This is a genomic window from Arthrobacter sp. Y3224198, from assembly GCF_059090025.1.
In genome coordinates this window covers 17,228-36,538 of the sequence record NZ_JBNHFG010000010.1, presented here as the reverse complement: position 1 = coordinate 36,538, position 19,311 = coordinate 17,228, and the positions used below count along the sequence as shown (strand labels likewise).

General features: G+C 66.7%; 19 protein-coding genes and 1 riboswitch. Of the genes, 8 read left to right on the top strand and 11 right to left on the bottom strand.

What is annotated here, in order from left to right; all coding sequences use genetic code 11:
• Nucleotides 1-165 precede the first annotated feature (165 nt).
• Both AC5RUF_RS07645 and AC5RUF_RS07640 read right to left on the bottom strand, forming a co-directional pair.
• Nucleotides 166-1,803 carry a ribonuclease J gene (locus tag AC5RUF_RS07645; RefSeq protein WP_493998229.1) on the bottom strand — a complete coding sequence of 546 codons (1,638 nt, stop codon included), beginning with the start codon at nucleotides 1,801-1,803 and terminating at the stop codon, nucleotides 166-168.
• A 245-nt stretch (nucleotides 1,804-2,048) separates the two neighbouring features.
• Nucleotides 2,049-2,282 carry a zinc-ribbon domain-containing protein gene (locus AC5RUF_RS07640; protein WP_493998227.1) on the bottom strand — a complete coding sequence of 78 codons (234 nt, stop codon included), beginning with the start codon at nucleotides 2,280-2,282 and terminating at the stop codon, nucleotides 2,049-2,051.
• A 90-nt stretch (nucleotides 2,283-2,372) separates the two neighbouring features.
• Here AC5RUF_RS07640 and AC5RUF_RS07635 point away from each other — a divergent pair, with 90 nt between their 5' ends.
• Nucleotides 2,373-3,341 (top strand): glycosyltransferase family 2 protein, encoded by a 969-nt coding sequence (locus AC5RUF_RS07635; RefSeq protein ID WP_494130180.1) that lies wholly within the window; start codon nucleotides 2,373-2,375, stop codon nucleotides 3,339-3,341.
• Nucleotides 3,342-3,361: 20 nt separating this feature from the next.
• Nucleotides 3,362-4,306, top strand: a complete 945-nt coding sequence (locus AC5RUF_RS07630) for an alpha/beta fold hydrolase (RefSeq protein ID WP_494130179.1) — start codon at nucleotides 3,362-3,364, stop codon at nucleotides 4,304-4,306.
• On the opposite strand, the gene AC5RUF_RS07625 is transcribed toward AC5RUF_RS07630, so the two are convergent.
• The 3 genes from AC5RUF_RS07625 to AC5RUF_RS07615 are packed head-to-tail and all read right to left on the bottom strand — an operon-like array spanning nucleotide 4,303 to nucleotide 6,880.
• Nucleotides 4,303-4,962 (bottom strand): methionine ABC transporter permease, encoded by a 660-nt coding sequence (locus AC5RUF_RS07625; RefSeq protein ID WP_493997233.1) that lies wholly within the window; start codon nucleotides 4,960-4,962, stop codon nucleotides 4,303-4,305. The genes AC5RUF_RS07630 and AC5RUF_RS07625 overlap by 4 nt on opposite strands.
• Nucleotides 4,955-5,989, bottom strand: coding sequence for a methionine ABC transporter ATP-binding protein (locus AC5RUF_RS07620; RefSeq protein WP_494130178.1), 1,035 nt, complete (start codon nucleotides 5,987-5,989; stop codon nucleotides 4,955-4,957). Before AC5RUF_RS07620 ends, AC5RUF_RS07625 begins: the two co-directional genes overlap by 8 nt.
• A 3-nt stretch (nucleotides 5,990-5,992) precedes the next feature.
• Nucleotides 5,993-6,880: a MetQ/NlpA family ABC transporter substrate-binding protein gene (locus AC5RUF_RS07615; protein ID WP_494130177.1), complete on the bottom strand. Its 888-nt coding sequence runs from the start codon at nucleotides 6,878-6,880 to the stop codon at nucleotides 5,993-5,995.
• A gap of 156 nt (nucleotides 6,881-7,036) precedes the next feature.
• Nucleotides 7,037-7,152: riboswitch (SAM riboswitch) on the bottom strand.
• Between the two features lie 137 nt (nucleotides 7,153-7,289).
• On the opposite strand from AC5RUF_RS07615, the gene AC5RUF_RS07610 reads away from it, so the two are divergent.
• From AC5RUF_RS07610 to AC5RUF_RS07600, 3 genes are all read left to right on the top strand, one after another.
• Nucleotides 7,290-7,910: an L-threonylcarbamoyladenylate synthase gene (locus AC5RUF_RS07610; RefSeq protein ID WP_493997234.1), complete on the top strand. Its 621-nt coding sequence runs from the start codon at nucleotides 7,290-7,292 to the stop codon at nucleotides 7,908-7,910.
• A gap of 138 nt (nucleotides 7,911-8,048) precedes the next feature.
• Nucleotides 8,049-10,355 carry an alkaline phosphatase gene (locus AC5RUF_RS07605; RefSeq protein WP_494130176.1) on the top strand — a complete coding sequence of 769 codons (2,307 nt, stop codon included), beginning with the start codon at nucleotides 8,049-8,051 and terminating at the stop codon, nucleotides 10,353-10,355.
• Between the two features lie 115 nt (nucleotides 10,356-10,470).
• On the top strand, nucleotides 10,471-11,013 hold the full coding sequence (locus AC5RUF_RS07600; protein ID WP_494130175.1) for an SRPBCC family protein: 543 nt from the start codon (nucleotides 10,471-10,473) through the stop codon (nucleotides 11,011-11,013).
• Here the strand turns inward: AC5RUF_RS07600 and AC5RUF_RS07595 are convergent.
• Together AC5RUF_RS07595 and AC5RUF_RS07590 are read right to left on the bottom strand one after the other, a co-directional pair.
• Entirely contained in the window at nucleotides 10,962-11,696 is a 735-nt protein-coding gene (locus AC5RUF_RS07595) for a YqjF family protein (protein ID WP_494130174.1), read from the bottom strand. The two genes, AC5RUF_RS07600 and AC5RUF_RS07595, sit on opposite strands and share 52 nt — an antisense overlap.
• Nucleotides 11,697-11,754: 58 nt before the next feature.
• Nucleotides 11,755-12,135 (bottom strand): ArsR/SmtB family transcription factor, encoded by a 381-nt coding sequence (locus tag AC5RUF_RS07590; RefSeq protein ID WP_494130173.1) that lies wholly within the window; start codon nucleotides 12,133-12,135, stop codon nucleotides 11,755-11,757.
• A gap of 60 nt (nucleotides 12,136-12,195) precedes the next feature.
• On the opposite strand from AC5RUF_RS07590, the gene arsB reads away from it, so the two are divergent.
• From arsB to AC5RUF_RS07575, 3 genes are read left to right on the top strand one after another with little or no spacing between them, the layout of a single operon-like run.
• Complete coding sequence (arsB, locus tag AC5RUF_RS07585; protein WP_494130172.1) at nucleotides 12,196-13,344, top strand: ACR3 family arsenite efflux transporter; 1,149 nt, start codon at nucleotides 12,196-12,198, stop codon at nucleotides 13,342-13,344.
• Entirely contained in the window at nucleotides 13,341-13,757 is a 417-nt protein-coding gene (locus AC5RUF_RS07580) for an arsenate reductase ArsC (protein ID WP_494130171.1), read from the top strand. Before arsB ends, AC5RUF_RS07580 begins: the two co-directional genes overlap by 4 nt.
• 4 nt (nucleotides 13,758-13,761) lie before the next feature.
• The gene (locus tag AC5RUF_RS07575) at nucleotides 13,762-15,225 is read left to right on the top strand and encodes an FAD-dependent oxidoreductase (protein ID WP_494130170.1); all 1,464 of its coding nucleotides are present in this window, start codon (nucleotides 13,762-13,764) and stop codon (nucleotides 15,223-15,225) included.
• Between the two features lie 44 nt (nucleotides 15,226-15,269).
• Here AC5RUF_RS07575 and AC5RUF_RS07570 read toward each other — a convergent pair whose 3' ends face one another.
• From AC5RUF_RS07570 to AC5RUF_RS07555, 4 genes are all read right to left on the bottom strand, one after another.
• Nucleotides 15,270-16,580, bottom strand: a complete 1,311-nt coding sequence (locus AC5RUF_RS07570) for a cation:proton antiporter (RefSeq protein ID WP_494130169.1) — start codon at nucleotides 16,578-16,580, stop codon at nucleotides 15,270-15,272.
• A 68-nt stretch (nucleotides 16,581-16,648) separates the two neighbouring features.
• Nucleotides 16,649-18,238 (bottom strand): ABC-F family ATP-binding cassette domain-containing protein, encoded by a 1,590-nt coding sequence (locus AC5RUF_RS07565; RefSeq protein ID WP_494130168.1) that lies wholly within the window; start codon nucleotides 18,236-18,238, stop codon nucleotides 16,649-16,651.
• A 91-nt stretch (nucleotides 18,239-18,329) separates the two neighbouring features.
• Nucleotides 18,330-18,587, bottom strand: coding sequence for a hypothetical protein (locus AC5RUF_RS07560; protein WP_494130167.1), 258 nt, complete (start codon nucleotides 18,585-18,587; stop codon nucleotides 18,330-18,332).
• A 159-nt stretch (nucleotides 18,588-18,746) separates the two neighbouring features.
• On the bottom strand, nucleotides 18,747-19,196 hold the full coding sequence (locus AC5RUF_RS07555) for a Fur family transcriptional regulator (RefSeq protein ID WP_493997788.1): 450 nt from the start codon (nucleotides 19,194-19,196) through the stop codon (nucleotides 18,747-18,749).
• Nucleotides 19,197-19,311: the final 115 nt, after the last annotated feature.

Here is a 19,311-nt window from a genome sequence, read left to right as displayed (position 1 = left end):
CGGTTTTTGCACTGACTTCCGGGGCTGCTGCGGCCGCCCCGCCGGTACCGTCTGCGGAGACGGACCGAGAACAAAATCACACGGCAGGGCTGCGTCACTCCCCGGTTAAGCGGCACCGGCCCGCAGCGCAGCGCTGCGGGCCGGAGCACGGGGCCGTCGGAGTGGTTAGGCGTCCACGACGATGGCGGTGATGGCGGGCGTCCGGTTGTAGAACCGGCGCATCCAGTTGGCCACGGCGCGCTCGATGACATCTTCGAGATCCTCGCCCTTGGGGCCGCGGCGGCTGCCGGAGGCCGCGTTGGCCACGGCCTTCTCCACGGCTTCTTCGGCCTTCTTCAGGTCCTCGGACTTGACGGTGAAGCCCTTGGTGAAGAATTCGGCCGGCTCGGCGATGGTGCCGGTATCGGCGTCGACCAGGGCCAGCACCGTGACGGCGCCCTCTTCGGCCAGCTGCATGCGCTCCTTCAGGGTTTCCTCGGTGGTGTGGCCGACGCTGTCGCCGTCCACGAACACGAGGTCCACCTGGTGCTTGCCGGAGATCGTGGCCCGGCCGCGGCGCAGGTCAACGGTCATGCCGTTCTCGGCGATGACGACGTCACGGGGATCCATGCCGGTCGCCTCTGCGATGGCTCCGTTGGCCTTGAGGTGGCGCCATTCGCCGTGCACCGGCATCACGTTGCGCGGCTTGACGATGTTGTAGCAGTAGGCGAGTTCGCCGGCGCTGGCGTGCCCGGAGACGTGCACCTTGGCGTTGCCCTTGTGTACCACGTTGGCGCCGATCTTGGTCAGGTTGTTGATGATGCCGTAGATGGCGTTCTCGTTACCCGGGATCAGCGAGCTGGCCATCAGCACGGTGTCGCCCTCGTGGATGCGGATCTGGTGGTCCTTGTTGGCCATCCGGGACAGCGCGGCCATCGGCTCGCCCTGCGATCCGGTGCAGATCAGTACCACCTTGTGGTCATCGGTGCGCTGCAGCGCCTTGAAGTCCACCAGGATGCCCTTGGGGATGTTCAGGTAGCCCAGTTCCTCGGCGATGGTCATGTTGCGGATCATCGACCGGCCCACGAAGGAGACCTTGCGGTTGTAGCGCGATGCCGCGTCGATGACCTGCTGGATGCGGTGGATGTGGCTGGCGAAGCTGGAAACGATGATGCGGCGCGGCGCGGTGCGGAACACCGTGTCGATGGCCGGGGCCAGTTCCTTTTCCGAAGCCATAAAGCCGGGAACCTCGGCGTTGGTGGAGTCGGTGAGGAAGAGATCCACGCCTTCCACGCCGAGCCGGGCGAAACCGGTGAGGTCGGTGATGCGGCGGTCCAGCGGGAACTGGTCCATCTTGAAGTCGCCCGTGTGCAGGGCCATGCCGGCGGCGGTGCGGATGGCGATGGCCAGGCCGTCGGGGATGGAGTGGTTCACGGCCAGGAATTCCAGGTCGAAACCGCCGATGGTGCGGCGGTCGCCTTCCTTCACCTGGATCAGCTTGGGCTTGATCCGGTGCTCCTTGAGCTTGGCTTCGATGAAGGCCAGGGTCAGTTTGGAGCCCACGATGGGGATGTCCGAACGCTCGCGCAGCAGGTACGGCACGCCGCCGATGTGGTCTTCGTGGCCGTGGGTCAGCACAACGGCCACCACGTCCTGCAGGCGGTCACGGATGGCGGTGAAATCGGGCAGGATCAGGTTGACGCCCGGGTGTTCTTCCTCGGGGAAAAGCACGCCGCAGTCAACAATCAGGAGCTTGCCGTCGAATTCGAAAACGGTCATGTTCCTGCCGATTTCGCCGAGACCGCCCAGGTTCATAACGCGCATGGTTCCCTTGGCGAGTTCCCGGGGGGCTTTAAGGACGGCAGGTGTTCTATTCACGGATGAGGTTTCTTTCGTTGGGGATCGGATTGCAGGGTGGAACGGCAGCCGTACGGCGGCATTCCGGAAGTCTGTGGTGCGGCCAGAACAGGGCCGGCAGCTGTTGTACTAAGTTCATTCTATTGACTTTTCCGGCGCGCCGGGGACAACGGCCCCTTCGGGAGAGTCCCGCCATGTAGTCCTGCAGTGTCCTACGCCCGTTCGAGCGCCGTTTTCTGTGTGCGGCTGATCCCTGTACCCTGCCCGCAGTTTGAGCAGGTAAAGGCATAGCGGCGGCTGGTAGTCAGCACCGGAATGAAGAACAGGGTGAGCCGGTTGGCGCGTTCCTGCACGTTCTGCGGCGCGTAGGCTCCGCAGTACTGGCAGGTGGCGGGCCGCGAAAACAGCTCACGGACAACGGTCTTGAATCCGATGATGAATAGCATGGTCCTCCTGGCGGCGTCGGGTCTGCCCGCTCCACTCTACGTGTTTACTAAGGTTGCTTACCACCTCGTCCTCCGGCTATCTTCTCTGCCATGGCATCCCGCCCCAAGCCGGACACCGAATACATTCTGCCGTTGAAGTGGTCAACGGACCTCGGCCTCGACGAGCTGTGTGACTACCTGGCGATGCTGTCCGGCCATCTGCCGGTACTGGTGGTGGACGGCTCCGCGGAGGAACTCTTCGCTGCACACTCGCGTGTCTTTCCCCCGCCGGTCCGGCACTGCCGCCCCAAGCACCCGGAATGCCGCAACGGCAAAGTGGGCGGGGTCCTCACAGCGCTGGACCTGACGCAGGCCGGGCGCCTCATCATTGCCGACGACGACGTCCGCTACACCCCGGACGGATTAGCCCGGATCCTCGCACTGTTGGACGGCGCCGACGTCGTGCGCCCGCAGAACTACTTCCCCGCTCCGCTGCCGTGGCATGCGAAGTGGGACACCGCCCGGACCCTGGTGAACCGGGCCCTCGGCACCGACTACCCGGGGACCCTGGCGGTGCGGACCGAGGTGCTTCGACGCTCGGGCGGCTACAGCGGCGACGTCCTCTTCGAGAACCTCGAACTGCTGAGGACGGTGCGCGCGGCAGGCGGGACTGAGCTGAAGGCCAATGACCTCTTCGTGGCCCGGCTCCCCTGCACCACCGCCCATTTCTTCCGGCAGCGGGTCCGCCAGGCCTATGACGATTTCGCGCAGCCGCTGCGGCTGGCAGCCGAACTGGCGCTCCTGCCGGTGCTGCTGTGGTCCCTGCGCCGCCCCGTCCGGCTGCCGCTCATCGCCGGAGCCGCGGCCGCAGTCGCCGAATACGGCAGGCGCCGGCACGGCGGCACGCGGGTGTTCGGCCCGGCGGTGGCGCTGTGGGCACCCGTCTGGGTGGCCGAACGTGCGGCCTGCGTCTGGCTGGCGCTGGGGTGGCGGCTGCGCGGCGGAATCCCCTACTCCGGTTCACGGCTGGCGACGGCGGCACACTCGGTCGGTGCCCTCCGCCGCCGCCTGCGGCGCTGAACTGCCGTACCCTACTGCGGATGGGGAATACAGCTCACACCAGCGGCTACGTCGACGTGCCGCGGGCCCGGATCTACTGGGAAGCAACCGGCAACCCCGACGGTGTTCCCGTCCTGTACCTGCATGGCGGACCGGGCAGCTCCCTGGGTTCCGGCGGTTACCGTTCCCTGTATGACCCGGCCCGGTTCCGCATCATCGGCCTGGACCAACGCGGGTGCGGACGCAGCACCCCGGCGGCTCAAAACGACCTGGCGCACCTGCACCTGAACACCACGCAGCAGCTGATTTCCGACATTGATGCCCTCCGGAGCGAACTGGGGATCTCCCGCTGGATAGTCAGCGGAATTTCCTGGGGCAGCACGCTGGCCCTGGCCTACGCCCTGGCCCATCCGGACCGGGTGGCCGGACTTGCCCTGGCGGCAGTGACCACCACCAGCCGCGACGAGGTTGACTGGATCACCGGCGGCGTCGGGCGATTCTGCCCAGGGGCACTGGCGGAATTCACCGGTGAGGCCCGCGCATTGCCGGGAGAACGTGTTGTCACCGCCTATGCCCGGCGGCTGGCGGGGGCGGACCGGGCGGACGCACGTGCGGCGGCCCGGGCATGGGGCCGGTGGGAAGCCGCCGTCGCCGGCCTGGAACCTGGCACGCACGCCCGTAACCGCCTCGATGCTGGGGAGTTGATGTCCTTTGCCCTGCTGGTGACGCACTACTGGGCGCATGACGGTTTCCTGCCCGGCGGTAAAGCAATCCTCGCCCGCGTCAGGGAGCTGGACGGGATACCTGCGCATCTGATCCACGGGCGGAAAGACATGGGCAGCCCGGTGGCGACGGCCGAGACACTGCACAGCCGCTGGCCGTCCAGCCGGCTGACCGTGCTGGATGGTGAAGGCCATGTGGGCCCCCGCGCCTGGGGCGCCCTCTCGACCGCAGTGGCGGAGCTGGCGGGCAAACGGCAAGGCTAGCGACGCAGGACGGACCTGGCGGCACGGTTGCCCAATAACTGCGCCAGCTGCACCAGCACAATGATCACCGCCACCGCAGCCCAGGTAACCACCGGGTTGAACTGACGGTAGCCGTATTGGATGGCGAAGTTGCCCAGGCCTCCCCCGCCGACGTACCCGGCGACCGCCGACATGTCCACCAGTGCCACAAAAATGTACGTGTACCCCAGGATCAGCGGCCCCAGTGCTTCCGGAATGAGGATGGTGCCGATGATCCGCAGCCGGCCGGCACCCACAGACCGTGCAGCCTCCAGCACCCCGGGCTGGACCGTGAGCAGGTTCTGTTCCACAATCCGGCTGATCCCAAAGGCCGCGGCAAGCGAGAGGGTGAAAATGATGGCACTGTTGCCGATACCCGTGCCCGTCACCTGCCGCGCCAGCGGCTGCGCCGCGGCCAGGAAGATGATGAACGGGATCGGCCGGAACACGTTGACGAGGAAATTCAGCGTCCCGAAGACGGGTCGGTTGGCCAGGATGTTCCCGGTACGCGTGGTGTACAGGCCCAGGCCCAGCACGAGGCCGCCCAGCCCGCCGAAGAACAGGCTGAAGCCGACAATGTAGAGGGTTTCGTACGCCGCTTTCCACAGTTGCGGCGAGAGCGGAATAAGGTCATCCATGGTGTGCCGGCTCCGTTGCTTTGAGGCCGCCGACGGCGGCAAGTGCGGTATCGATTGCGTCGTCCGGGCCCTTGAGCGCCAGGGTGAGATGGCCGAAGGTGCGCCCGCCGACGTCGTTGATCCCGCCGTACACCAACTCGAAGCCCACCCCCGCGCGGGCCAGCTCCAGAAAGAGGGCATCTTGGGAGGTGTCGCCGTCCCGGAAGGAGAACGTGGCCAGGCGGCCTTCATGCCGGCTGCGCAGGGCGTCCAGTTCCTCTCCGGACGGCACACCGCGCACCACCGTGGACACGAACCGACGCGAGGACTCCTGCCGCGGTGCCGAAAAGACGTCGAAGACCGGCCCCTGTTCCACAATCCGCCCGCTGTCCATGACCGCCACCCGGTCCGCGAGCTTCCAAATCACATCCATCTCGTGCGTGATCACCACGATGGTGATGCCCAGTTCCCGGTTGACCCGGCGGAGCAGGGCCAGTACCTCCCGTGTGGTTTCCGGGTCCAATGCGGAGGTCGCCTCGTCCGCGAGCAGGATCTTTGGTGAGGCTGCAAGGGCCCGGGCAATGCCCACACGCTGCTTTTGCCCGCCGGACAGCTGTTCGGGATAGTTGTCCGCCTTGCCGGCCAGGCCCACGAACTCCAGCAGTTCATCCACCCGGGCGCTGATTGCGCTGCGGCTGTACCCGGCGACCCGCAGCGGATACGCCACGTTGCTCCTGACCGTCTTGGCGTTGAACAGGTTGAACTGCTGGAAGACCATGCCGATGTCCCGGCGCAGCTCCCGCAGCCGTCGCTCGGGCACCCCGGAGACGGTCCTGCCGTCCACGGTGATCTCTCCGGCGGTGCAGGCTTCCAGGCCGTTAATCAGCCGGACGAGTGTGCTCTTGCCGGCGCCCGAGTACCCGATGATGCCGAAGATCTCACCGGCCTCGATGTCCAGGCTGATGTCCGAGAGCGCAGTAAGCGGCGGCTCCCCCTTCCGGGCGGGCGCATAGGACTTGGTGACGTTGTGCAGCGAAATCAGCGGCATGGCCTAGCCCAGTGCACGGACGTCGGCTTCGACGTCCTTGAGTGAGGCCACCAGGTCCTCCGCAGGTACCTTGAGCAGCCGGGCGGTATTGCCGGAGGCCTTCTGCACGCCGTCATGCACGGCGGGAGTGTCCTGGTAAATCTCCACCAGGCGGCGGTAGGTCTCGTTGTCCTGTTCACCTGCCCTGGCGGCGAACACGTTGACGTAGGGAATTGCCCGGGGATCGGATGGGTCGTCCTGCGCGATGGCGTCCGCCGCTTTCAGCCCGGCATCCTCCACAAAGTCATTGTTGATGATGGCCGCCGCCACGTCCGGCAGGGAGGTGGGCGTCAGCGAGGCCTCCAGGGTAGTCACCTTGACCCGCGACCCGGACTCGTCAATATCGTCCAGGGTGGCGAAGGGACCACCCCCGTCCTTCAGGCTCAGCAGTCCGGCCGACTGCAGCACCAGGAGACCGCGTGCGAGGTTGCTTTCGTCATTGGGCACGGCCACGGTTGCCCCGTCCGGAATGTCCGCCACCGAGTCGTACTGGGTCGAATACAGCCCGAGCGGGTAGATGGCCGTGGAGCCCACCGGCACCAGGTCCTCGCCGCTGGAGACGTTGTAACGGGCGAGGTAGACCAGGTGCTGGAACTGGTTCAGGTCCAACTCGCCTTCGGTCAGTGCCGGATTGGGCTGGGTGTACTCGGCGAAGTCCACAATTTCCACGTCGATGCCGGCGTCCTCTGCTGCATCCGCGTAGGTGGTCCAATACGGGTCACTGGCACCAACCACACCGATGCGTACGGTCTCTTCGTCGCTTCCGGCAGCCTGGCCGCCGCAGCCGGCCGCAAAGGCAAGGAATGGAACAAGGGACAGGGAAAGAAGTTTTTGCGTGCGATTCACGGGCATTCCTTAAAGAATTGTTTATGGGCATGACAATTAGGCGCAGCAATACTGCGCGGAAAAGGCGGGCCGGAACCCGGTCGGTTGCCTAGGTTCTGCGGGGGTTGGGCATGCGCGTTTCCCTTGTCGATCGGGACGCAGCCGGCTGCGGGGCAGCCATGAGCGCCGTACTTGCCGGCGGACTGTTGTCCGACGGCCGAATCATCACCTGGAGCACCCCGCTACGACGAGAGGGTTGCTGTCCAGCCGGCCAGGGCCGATGGCTGGAACTCTTGATTGCTGACCCCAGATTATTGGGACGCATTTCTTTCCGTCAATGGCAAAACCGGAAAAGGTGAAATGTTTCCTTTTAATACGGATAACCGGCAACACCATTCCTGCTGCCTCCCGGGAGGGCCGGCGGTAGGCTTTGGGTATGGCCAGATACTTTGACGTCCACCCCGACAACCCGCAGCCGCGGTCCATCAACCAGATCGTGGACCTGGTCCGCTCCGGGGGCCTCATCGCCTACCCCACCGATTCCAGCTACGCCCTGGGCGTGCAGTTGGGAAACCGTGACGGGCTGGAGCGGATCCGGCAGATCCGGAAACTGGACGAGAAGCACCACTTCACCTTGGTCTGCCGGGACTTCGCCCAGCTGGGACAGTTCGTGCAGCTGGACAATTCGGTGTTCCGCAGCGTGAAGGCCGCCACCCCCGGCCGCTACACATTCATCCTGCCGGCCGTGAAGGAAGTCCCGCGCTGGCTGTCGCACCCCAAAAAGCGCACCGTGGGCGTACGGATTCCGGACAATGCGGTGGTGCAGGCCCTTCTGGACGGCCTGGGCGAACCGCTGCTCTCCAGCACATTGCTGCTGCCCGGTGATGAGGATCCGATGACCCAGGGCTGGGAAATCAAGGAACGGCTGGACCACCAGGTGGACGCCGTCATCGATTCCGGCTTCTGCGGACCGGATCTCACCACCGTGGTCGATTTTTCCGACGGTACCCCGGAAGTTGTCCGCCGGGGCACGGGAGATCCTTCGCCCTTTGAATAACCCGCCGGTGCGATAAGCCGCCGATGCTCCTGCCGCGCTTTGGATAGCCCGGTCCTCTGTTGACACCCTGCCTGCCGGTGCGGAGTGTGGCCCCGTCAAGGGGGACCACCAGCACCATCACTCGCAGGGGAATCCAACATGAAGAAGACGGCTTCGGCATTATCCACGGCGGTACTGAGCATCTGCGTCCTGGCAGGGTGCGGCATGACAGGCCTGCCCGCCACCGGCGGAACACCGCAACCCACCGGTTCGACCGGTCCCAGCGGGAGCCCGACCGGCTCCCCGAGCCCCACCTCCAGTCCGACATCCAGCTCAACCTCCAGCCCGACCTCCAGTCCCACGCCAAGCCCCACGGACGGCGGGGACAACAGCGACGACGAGTCCGTGAACGTCATCCTGATGGTGGGTGACGGAATGGGCACCGCCCAGCGCGACGCCATCCGCCTGGCCTCCGTGGGCCTGCAGGGGGAACTGGCCATGGACACCCTGCCCGAAGTGGGCCGGGTACACACCAATTCGGCCGATGAGGAAACCTTCGTCACCGATTCCGCGGCGGCGGCCACCGCCATGGCCACCGGGGTGAAGACCTACAACGGAGCCATCGGCACCAACCTGGACCGCGAACCCGTCACCACCGCTTTGGAAATTGCTGAAGGCCTGGGCAAATCAACCGGGCTGGTCACCACGAGCCAGGTCACCGACGCCACGCCCGCCGCATTCGGCTCGCACGTACTGGACCGCGACGAGCAGAGCGCAATCGCCGCGCAGTTCCTGCGCAGCTCCCACCCCGAAGTCATCCTGGGTGGCGGCGAGGATTACTGGTACCCGGAGGGCGACCCGGGCCGGTACCCGGACAACCCGGCCGAGGACGAGTCCGAGCAGAGCGCCGGCACCGAAGGGAACCTGGTGGAAGAGGCCCAGGACCAGGGCTACGAATACGTCTGGGACCTCCCCGGCCTGCAGGCCGCGCAGGGAGAACGGCTGCTGGGCCTGTTCGCCAACGAGGAAATGTTCCAGTACGGCGACGACGTCGAGGAAACCTACAATCCCGCCGTTCCGCTGACGGAAATGACGCAGAAGGCCCTGGACGTGCTGGACGGCAACCAGTCGGACAACGGCTTTTTCCTGATGGTGGAAGAAGAAGGCATTGACGCTTTCAGCCACGTCAACAACGGTGCCCTCACCATCGAGTCCGGCATCGAATTTGACCGGTCCGTTGCCCTGGCCAGGGAGTACGCCGAACAGGACGGCAACACGCTGCTCATCACGGTGGGCGACCACCAAACCGGCGGGATGACCATCGAACCGCTGGGGGGCGCAGATCCCACCAATCCGGACAGCCCGGTGCAGGAAGAGCCCTTCGACGTCGCCGGTTCGGACCAGCAGTTCCGGATTGACTGGACCACCAACGGCCACACCGGTGACGACGTGCCGCTGACCGCCATGGGGCCTGGCGCCGAGATGCTGACCGGCGTGTATGAGAACACCCGCATTTTCGACGTAATGGTCGACGTCATGCGTTCGGGAACGGAACGGGATTTTGACCTGCAGTCCCACCGCGGCGGACGCGGGGAAAACACAGAGGAATCCCTCACTGCGTTCGCGCATTCCCTGGAGCTGGGTGTAACCACGCTGGAACTGGATACGCATCTGACCGAGGACGGACGCGTCATCGTCTGGCATGACGACACGATCCAGCCGGAAAAGTGCGCTGACACCGCCGCGGCAAGCCCCGGAGATTCGGAGTTCCCTTACGTGGGTGACCGGGTCTCGGAGTTGAGTCTGGCGCAGGTGCAGACCCTGGACTGCGGGTACGCCCAGTTGCCGGGTTTCCCGGAGCAGGACGTGGCCGAGGGGAACCGCATTGTTGAACTGAGCGAGGTCTACGCACTGGCTGACCGGTACGGCGCTGAAACCGTCTGGTTCAATGTGGAAACCAAGGTCGAAGAGGGACTGGCCGGCGGGCCGGGCAGCGTCGCGTTGACCCAGGCCGTGGTGGACGTGGTCCGTGAGTCGGGCCGGGCCAACCGGACCACCATCCAGTCCTTCGACTGGTCCACGCTGAACCTGGTCGCGGACATCTCGCCGGACCTGACGTTGGTGGCCCTGGCCGGGACACCCGCCGAGTTGGGCGTGGGCCAGCCCGGTGCAGCACCCGAACTGGGCGGGATCGACATTGACGACTTCGCCGGCTCCGTACCGCGGGCAGCCGCAGCACAGGGCTATGACGTCGTCTCTCCCATCGCCACCAGCGTCACCCCCGAGATGGTGGCCGAGGCGCACCAACTCGGGCTGCCCGTCATTCCGTGGACAGTCAACGAACCTGCGGACATGAACGCACTGATGGACCTGGGCGTGGACGGGCTCATTACCGACTACCCCACGCGGCTGCGCGCGGTCATGGCAGACCGCGGACTGGATCTGCCTGAGGCCTACCGCAGCTGATCCGCCCGGAAGCGGCGCAGCTGTCCGGGAACACCGGCAGCTGTGCCGCTTCCCGCTTGGGACCGCGCAGAGGGCCGGTTTCCGGCCCGGCGGGTCCCAATGCGATGCTGTCTTAATGCCCGGTCTCTATATCCTTCCGTCCTGCTGGCTGCTGGACGCCGCCCCGGAAGACATCTGGGCGGTCGTGGCGGCCAGTGACATGAGCTGGCCGCGCTGGTGGCCCGGCTGCACCCTCGAGGAGCTATCCGTTCCGGACGATGCCGATACCGGGAGCCCGGATGCCCTCCTGCTGGCCAGCACCGCGCGCCTGCAGTTCCGCGCAGCCCTGGGCTACCGGCTATCCATTACGATCCGCCCCACGGCTGCCGACCACCCGCACGTTATTGAGTTCGACGCCGGCGGCGACCTGGCGGGCACCGGCCGGATCCGCCTCTCCCCCGACGCCGCGGCACCGCACCGCACGCGGATGTCCATCGATTGGCGGGTCACCCCCACCCGCCGCTGGATGCGCCTGCTCACTCCGGTGGCGCGGCCAGTCTTCACCGCCGCCCACAGCCTGCTGATGCGCCGCGGCGAACGGGGACTGCAGCGCGAGCTGCTGCGCGCTCAGGCCACCGGCCGGGGCCGGCCGAACAGTGTGTGCACTCCGGTGGAGTAATGCACGGTGTCCGGCGGTCCGGAGACAAGCAGGCCGGCAGCGGGCACGAGGCTGTCGGAGAAATGCGTCAGCACGGCCGGCCGCAAGGGCCAGGGCCGGTGCGAATTGGGAATGAACACGGTCCGGCCGAACAGGGCCGCATGCAGGCCGAACCGGGCCGTCAGCCAGAGGGAAAGCTCGTCATCCGCCGATTCGCCCTCCAGCGGCACCGCCGCAAAGGAGGTGCCCGCCTGTGCCCCGAACCGTTCGACGTCGTACCCCCGCTCCAGCCCGGAGCGGACAGCGCGGCAGCGGGACCAGACATACGGGATCTGCAGTGCCCTGGCCACCAGCACGGGTCCCAATCTGGAAGCGTCAAGCGTCAGGAAGAGTACCCCGCGGCTGCCGTCCCGGCCGCGTGAATAGAGCCGGACGTTGATTTCGGTGAACGAGCCGAACCAGGGCACCGGAAACCGGCCGAACAGCCGCGTTTCGCGGGCACGGAAGCCGATCAGCCCCACATAGGTGGAACCGCGGAAAGCGTCCGGCTCAACGCCTGCCGGCATGTACGGCGCCGCCACGGACAGCGGTATCCGCCAATGCAGGAACACGGCATCCGCCCAGGTCTGGGCCATCAGCACCGGCGGCGTTGCCCTTGGCCCGGCCGGCCAGGGGTCTTCCGCGCCGTGCCCGTGCGCATCCATCCGGCCAAGGTAGCAATGCGCCGCGGGCCCTGCCAGAGTTGTGCAGCTTTTTCTCCGCTCAGCCGGCGGCAGGCCCCGCCCCGATCTCGCGCAGGCAGTCCGCCAGTCGGTCCATGCCCGCAGGCACCAGGGAGTAGTAGGCCCAGACGCCGCGCTTTTCGCGTGTCAGGAGGCCGGCATCCATCAGGATCTTCAGGTGGTGGCTCACCGTGGGCTGGCCGAGTCCCAGAGGTTCCGTCAGGTCGCAGACACACGCGGTGGCATCGGCACTGGCCGCAATCAGGGAGAGCAGCCGCACGCGGTTCGGATCAGCCAGCGCCTTGAAGGCCCGGGCTATCCCCTCGGAACGCGACGGCGAGAGCGAGAGGCCGACGACGGCGCCCGGAGAGGAAAGGGCCTGCCCGGTTCCTGCACTGCCTGCTGCTGCTGCTGCACTCATGCGATCCATTATGCAGCACAGATTGACAATCATCGATGAATGTTTCCATACTCGACATTGATGTTTATCGATATCCCGGTTGCTCCGGGTGGAGGAGTACCCGTGAAAACTGCCGTACCGCCGGCGCCGGCAGCCCGCCTTTCCGGCCCGGACCGGTGGCTGCCGCTGTGGATCCTGCTCGCGATGGCCGCCGGACTGCTGCTGGGACGGCAGGTGCCGGGCCTGTCCGCAGCACTGGACAGCCTGCAGGTGGCCGGGGTATCCCTGCCGATCGCCGTTGGCCTGCTGGTGATGATGTACCCCGTGCTTGCCAAGGTCCGCTACGCACAAACCGGGGCCGTGCTGCGGGACCGGACGCTGATGGTTACCTCCCTGATCCTGAACTGGGTCCTCTCCCCCGCCCTGATGTTCGCCCTGGCCTGGATCTTCCTGCCCGATCTGCCGGACTACCGTACCGGCCTGATCATTGTCGGACTGGCGCGCTGCATCGCCATGGTGATGATCTGGAATGACCTGGCCTGCGGGGACCGGGAAGCGGCCACCGTCCTGGTGGCACTGAATTCGGTGTTCCAGGTAGTGGCCTTCGGCGCCCTGGGCTGGTTCTACCTGCAGGTGCTGCCCGGGTGGCTGGGCCTGTCCGTCACCAGTGCGGAATTCTCCCTGACGGCCATTACGGTCTCCGTGCTGGTCTTCCTCGGAGTCCCGCTGCTGGCGGGCGCCCTGTCCCGGGTTGCGGGTGAAAGGATCCGAGGACGGGACTGGTATGAAGGGACGTTCCTGCCCCGGATCGGACCCTGGGCACTCTACGGCCTGCTGTTTACCATTGCCGTGCTGTTTGCCCTTCAAGGCGCGCAGGTTATCGCCCACCCGTTGGATGTTGCCCGGATCGCGGTTCCACTGGTGGTCTATTTTCTGGTGGTCTTTGCTGCCGGGATGCTGCTGGGCCGGATCCTGGGCCTGGGGTATGCCCGGACCGCAACGCTCGCTTTTACCGCTGCGGGCAACAACTTTGAACTCGCCATAGCCGTGGCGGTGGGCACCTTTGGCATCACCTCCGGGCAGGCCCTGGCCGGCGTCGTCGGACCGCTGATCGAGGTGCCCGTACTGGTTGCCCTGGTGTATGCGGCCCTCTGGGCCCGCCGGTTTTTCCCCACCCTGCACTCCCCCGCTTCCCCCACCGCTTCCCCCACCGCAAAGGACCGCCCATGAAACCCTCCGTCCTGTTTGTCTGCGTCCACAACGCGGGCCGCTCCCAGATGGCCGCGGCCTTCCTGGCTAACCTCTCCGCCGGACAGATCGAGGTACGCTCCGCCGGTTCCGCCCCGGCTGCATCCGTGAACCCCGCAGCCGTGGAAGCCATGGCCGAGGTCGGCATCGACATTTCCGCCGAGACCCCCAAACTCCTCTCCGCCGACACCGTGCGGGCCTCCGACGTAGTGGTCACCATGGGCTGCGGTGACAGCTGCCCCGTTTTCCCCGGCGTCCGCTATGAGGACTGGCAGCTGGACGATCCCGCCGGACAGGGTCTGGAGGCAGTCCGCCCGATCCGCGACGAGATCCGCCACCGGGTCGAAGACCTCATCAACTCACTGCTGCCCATCTCCCCGGCAGAGGAAGGCTGACCCCATGACAACGAATCACGCACTGCCGGTCGCCGTCATCGGTGCCGGTCCGGTGGGCCTGGCCGCCGCCGCACACCTGCTCGAACGCGGCATCACTCCCTTGGTGCTGGAAGCAGGCCCGACGCCGGCGCATGCCGTCCGGGCCTGGGGGCACGTGCGGCTGTTCTCACCGTGGCGGTACAACATCGACTCCGCGGCCCGCCGCCTGCTCAGCACCGCCGGCTGGACGGAACCGGACCCGGAGGTCCTGCCCACCGGGGCCGAACTGGTCCGCGACTACCTTGACCCGCTGGCGCACGTGCCGGCGCTGGCCGCAGCCATCCGCACCGGGACGCGCGTGGTGGCCGTGAGCCGGAGCGGCCTGGACAAAACCCGCACGGCAAACCGTGCACAGACGCCGTTCCTGGTCCGGACACAGTCAGCCATGGGCCTGCAGGACCACCTGGTCCGTGGCGTCGTTGATGCTTCCGGTACCTGGGACCGCCCCAATCCGCTCGGCACGGCAGGCCTGGCCGCACCGGGTGAAGCCGAGGCCCGCGCCGCCGGCCTGATCACGGCCCCGCTGCCCGACGCCGCCGGACGGGACCGGGCGACGTTCGCCGGACAACGGGTACTCGTGGTCGGGGCCGGCCATTCCGCCGCCAACACCTTGCTGGACCTTGCCTCGGCGGGAACTTCGGAGATCCTCTGGGCGGTCCGCAGCCCGTCAGCTGAGCACGTGTACGGCGGCGGAGACCTGGACGGCCTGCCCGCCCGGGGTGCCCTGGGTACCCGGCTGCGCGAACTGGTCCGGTCCGGAACCGTCCAGCTGCACACCTCATTCACCATCACCGGATTCGAAGTGGTGTCCGGACCCGGGACGGGCCGGCTGAAGGTAAGCGCCGCCGGCGGTACAGCCCTCACCGTGGACCGTGTGGTGCCTGCCACCGGCTTCCGTCCCAACCTGGACATGCTCGCGGAGGTGCGGCTGGACCTGGATCCGGCCGTGGACGCTCCACGGCAGCTCGGACCGCTGATCGACCCCGAGTTCCACAGCTGCGGCACCGTTGCCCCGCATGGAGCCCGGATGCTGGCGCATCCGGATCCCGATTTCTACATTGCCGGCATGAAATCCTACGGCCGGGCACCCACGTTCCTGATGGCCACCGGGTATGAACAGGTCCGTTCCATTGCTGCGGCGCTGGCGGGTGACCAGGCGGCGGCCGACGCCGTTGAACTGGTACTGCCGGAGACCGGAGTCTGCTCGAGCGACATCGGAACCAGCTGTGAGGTGCCCGCACCAGGCGGAGCGTCGTCCTGCTGCGACCCGGAACCTGCCCCCGCCGAAAGCGGCGCCTCGTCCTGCTGTGCCCCCGCCCCGGCACCAGCGGCTCCGTCGTCGTCCTGCTGTGCTCCGGAACCGGCGCTGCAACCGGTGACGCTCGGCTTCCCTACAGGTCTGGAACACGGCCGCGCCGGCCGGGACTAGGCGGCCCGCCGGGAGCGGGCTGACGGCCGGGGCGCCGGCTCCCGCTAGACGGGCGTATCCGGGGCCTGGCGCCCGTCCCCGAACCGCTCCTTTGCGGCCTGTTCCCGGATCCGGTCCAGCCGGTTCATGACCGGGGCGGCGGTCACGCCGTGCAGCACAATGGAGGACGCCACCACCAGGCCGATCAGGGCCCACAGGCCCTCCCCGCCGGGGAAGTTTCCCTTTCCCAGCGCATAGCCGACGTAATACAGGGATCCGATGCCGCGGACACCGAAGAACGCCAGGGCCACGCGTTCGCGGCGTCCAGGCCGTCCGCCGAGCAGGCTGAGCCATCCCGCCAGCGGACGGACCAGCAGCAGGAAGGCAGCGGTGACCACCAGTTCCTGCCAGCCGATACCGGCCAGGAGTCCGCGGGCTATCGCCCCGCCCAGCAGCACCAGGACCACCACGGTGAGCAGGCGTTCCAACTGTTCAACGTAGCTGTGCAACACCCGGTGGTAACCATGCGTACGTTCCGCGGCACGGATGGTCACGGCACAGACAAACACGGCCACGAATCCGTAGCCGTCCAGCATCTCGGTGATGCCGTAGGCCAGGAAAGTGGCGGCCAGGGCCACGAAGCCCTCGGAGTGGTTGGATAGGCGGATGCTTTCGTAGCGGGCGGAGAAGAACACCGTGCTCAGCAGCTTGCCGGTCCCGAAGCCCAGGGCAACACCCATGCTGACCCGCCAAAGGACGTCAACGGCAATCCAGTGCGGGAACCATGCCGACGGCGCGGTGCCGACCAGGCTCAGGGCAATGGCGAGGTAGACAAAGGGGAAAGCCAGGCCGTCATTGAGACCGGCCTCCGACGTCAGGCCGAACCGGACCTCATCCTCGGCTTCGCCCTCGGCGTCCTCCTCCTCATCGTCGGCCGGCTCCCCCACCTGCACTTCCGAGGCGAGTACCGGGTCGGTGGGCGCCAGTGCGGCGGCCAGCAGCACAGCGGCGGCAAGCCCGACGCCGAGCAGCCAGAGGTTCAGCAGGGTCAGGCCCAGCAGGGTCAGCGGCATCGCGATGCCCAGCAGGCGCCAGGTGGTGGACCAGCGCCGCCAGCCCACCGGACGGTCCAGCGCCAGTCCGGCACCCATCAGCGAAATGATGACGCAGACTTCGGTCAGGTGTGTGCTGAGGTCGCCGTATCGGAGGGGATCCGGGTCCGGGAGATCCTGCAGCACGGTGAACGCGAGGATGCCTGCGCCCAGGAAGACCATGGGCATGGAAACGGGGACGTCGCGCAGCACTTTGGGCAACACGGCAGCCAGGAACACCGCCAGGCCGGCGGCAAGGAAAACGAGGCTGGGTCCGTCAAACACCCCCTGACATTAGCGGGGCATCCGGCACCGGCGACAGATGGCGCGCCTAATCGTCGGCGACGGCGGTACTACGCCTCGCGGAGCTCCACCTGTCCGGGGGCCGCGCCGTCGGCGCCGAACACGAGCCGGCGGGTGGCGATTTTTTCGGTGAAGAAGCGGTCGTGGCTGACCACGATCACGGCGCCGGGGAAATGCAGCAGTGCCCGCTCCATCACTTGGGTGCTGGACATGTCCAGGTGGTTGGTGGGTTCGTCGAGCAGCAGGACAGGGGCGCCGGAGAGCAGGCACTGGGCCATGGCCACGCGGGCGCGCTGGCCGCCGGAGAGGTTGCCGATCTTCTGTGTCAGGTCCGCTTCCGAGAACTGGAACATGGTCAGGAACCGGTTGACGGACTTACGGGTGGCGCTGAAGGCCAGGGACCCGGGAAGCGAGTTCACGGCATGGGTGACGGTGTCGGCGTCGTCGAGCCCGGCGAGCATCTGGTTGTAGGACACCATGGAAGGTCCCTTGGGCCAGTTCACATCGCCGGTGTCCGGCGATTCCTCGCCCGTCAGCACCCGCAGGAGGGTGGTTTTGCCGCTGCCGTTGGTACCGGTGACCGCAATGCGGTCGCCTTTGTTTACCTCGAAGCTCAGGTCGCTGAAAAGCACCTTGTCGCCGTAGGACTTGGACAGGGAGCGGAAGCGGCCCAGCACGTCCTTGACGTGCAGGCCGTCGTAGATGCCGGTGATGATCTCGTCCACCGGGCGCGGTGCGCGGGATTTCTTGATCCGGGCCAGCTGGGTGCTGAGGCGCCCGCCGGCCTTGGCGGCCTCGCGGCGGTCCGCGATGCCTTCGGCTTCAAAGGCCAGCAGTTCGGCCTCATGCACAAACTGCGCCTGCAGGGTTTTGAGGCGGAACTGCTTCTGCACCACGTACTCGGCAAAGTTCCCGGCATATTCGTGCAGGTGGTAGTTCTCCACCTCCACAATGCGGGTGACCACGGCGTCCAGGAATTTCCGGTCGTGCGAGACGATCACGGCCGCACCGCGGAAATCGCGGAACCAGCCTTCAAGCCATTCCACGCCGGCCACGTCCAGGAAGTTGGTGGGTTCGTCCAGCAGCAGCACATCGGGCTGTTCAAGCAGGATTTTCGCCAGCGCGGCACGGTTCCGCCAGCCGCCGGAGAGGGCATCAATGGGACAGGTCCGGTGGGCGTCGGTGAATCCGAGGGTGGTCAGCACGGTGTCGATGCGCCGCGGATAATCCCAGCCGTCCAGGCGGTCCATCGTCTCAAACAGCTCCGACTGGCGGCGGATGAGTTTATCGAGTTCCCTGCCGTCCGGATCGGCGGCAATGGCGGTATCGATGGCCGCCAGCTGCGCTTCCACATCCTTGATCGGCCCGAAGACCGAGTCCAGGACCTCGCTGATGCTGGCGGTGCCGTCCAGTTCGGAGAACTGGGAGAAGTAGCCGATCTTCAGGCCCGGCTCCACGGTCACGGTGCCGGAGTCAGGTTCTATCCGGCCCATCACCAGTTTCAGGATGGTGGATTTGCCAGAACCGTTCCGCCCGATCAGGCCGATCCGGTCCTTGGGCTCCAGCCGCAGGAAGGCTTCACGCAGTACCTGCTTGTGATCAAAGGAAGTCGATACGTCCTGCAGCCGGATCAGGCTCATGGTGTCCTCTCAAGGGGTTTTGCCTACTCGCCCCCGCGGGACAACGCGTCCCCATCCTATCGGGTTGCGGCCGGGACGCGCCCTGAGGGGCTCAGCCGCGCAGGGTGTAGCGGCCCTCGGGACGGCTGCGGGGGGCGGCACCGTCGATGCAGGTGTAGCTGCCGCGGGCGCGGGTGTCCTGGCTTGCAGCTGAAACGTAGCTGCCCTCGGGGCGGGCGGCAGCCTGCGGGCGGTCATACCGCAGGGTGTAGCTCCCCTTCGGACGGCGTACCGCCGGGCGGGCTTCACGGGGGGCGGCGGTTTCGCGGGTTGTTTCGGCGGTGGTGGGTCGGTTGAGCAAAATGGTCATGTTCTCTCCTCGTATAACGCGTTGCGGTGAGACTCGGGCCTGTTTCCTGCCGCCGGTTTGCACGTGGGCAGGCCGGGACAAGGCGCCTTCAGGGCAGCGTTGAGCCCGGAAAGGTAAATCGCCATTGAAAGGCCCGCCGGTGGTGACGGGTGGTGCTGCCTAGGGGGCGGAGGTTTCCGCCTGCCGCCGGCAGCTGCTGCAGATACCGCTGAAGGTGACTTCGGCGGCAATCACGGTGAAGCCGGCGTCGTCCGACGGGGACAGGCAGGGTGCCTGTCCGATCACGCAATCCACATCCCGGATTGCTCCGCAGCTGATGCAGACCAGGTGGTGGTGGTTGTCCCCCACGCGGGCCTCGTACAGTGCCGGGGATCCGGCGGGTTCGATGCGCCGGGCCACTGAGGCCTCGGTAAAGGCGGACAGGATGCCGTAGACCGCCTGCGCCGATATGGCCGGCAGTTCGTTCCGGACAACCGCCAGGACGTGCTCCGCACTTGAGTGCGGTGCATGCTGCAGCGCCCGCAAAACGGCCAGGCGCTGTGCGGTGACTTTCAGCCCTGCCGACCGGATATGTCCGGCCAGCCGATCCGTGTCAACGTCCGTCTGCATGCCCTCAACGTTACCAGTTGTCTTGAGTCGCTAAAGACAACTTGGCGGGTTTGGGGCTGTGATTCGCACCGCTGTGCGCCGGGCCACTGCGGTGGCCCGGACCTCGGCCCGGCCG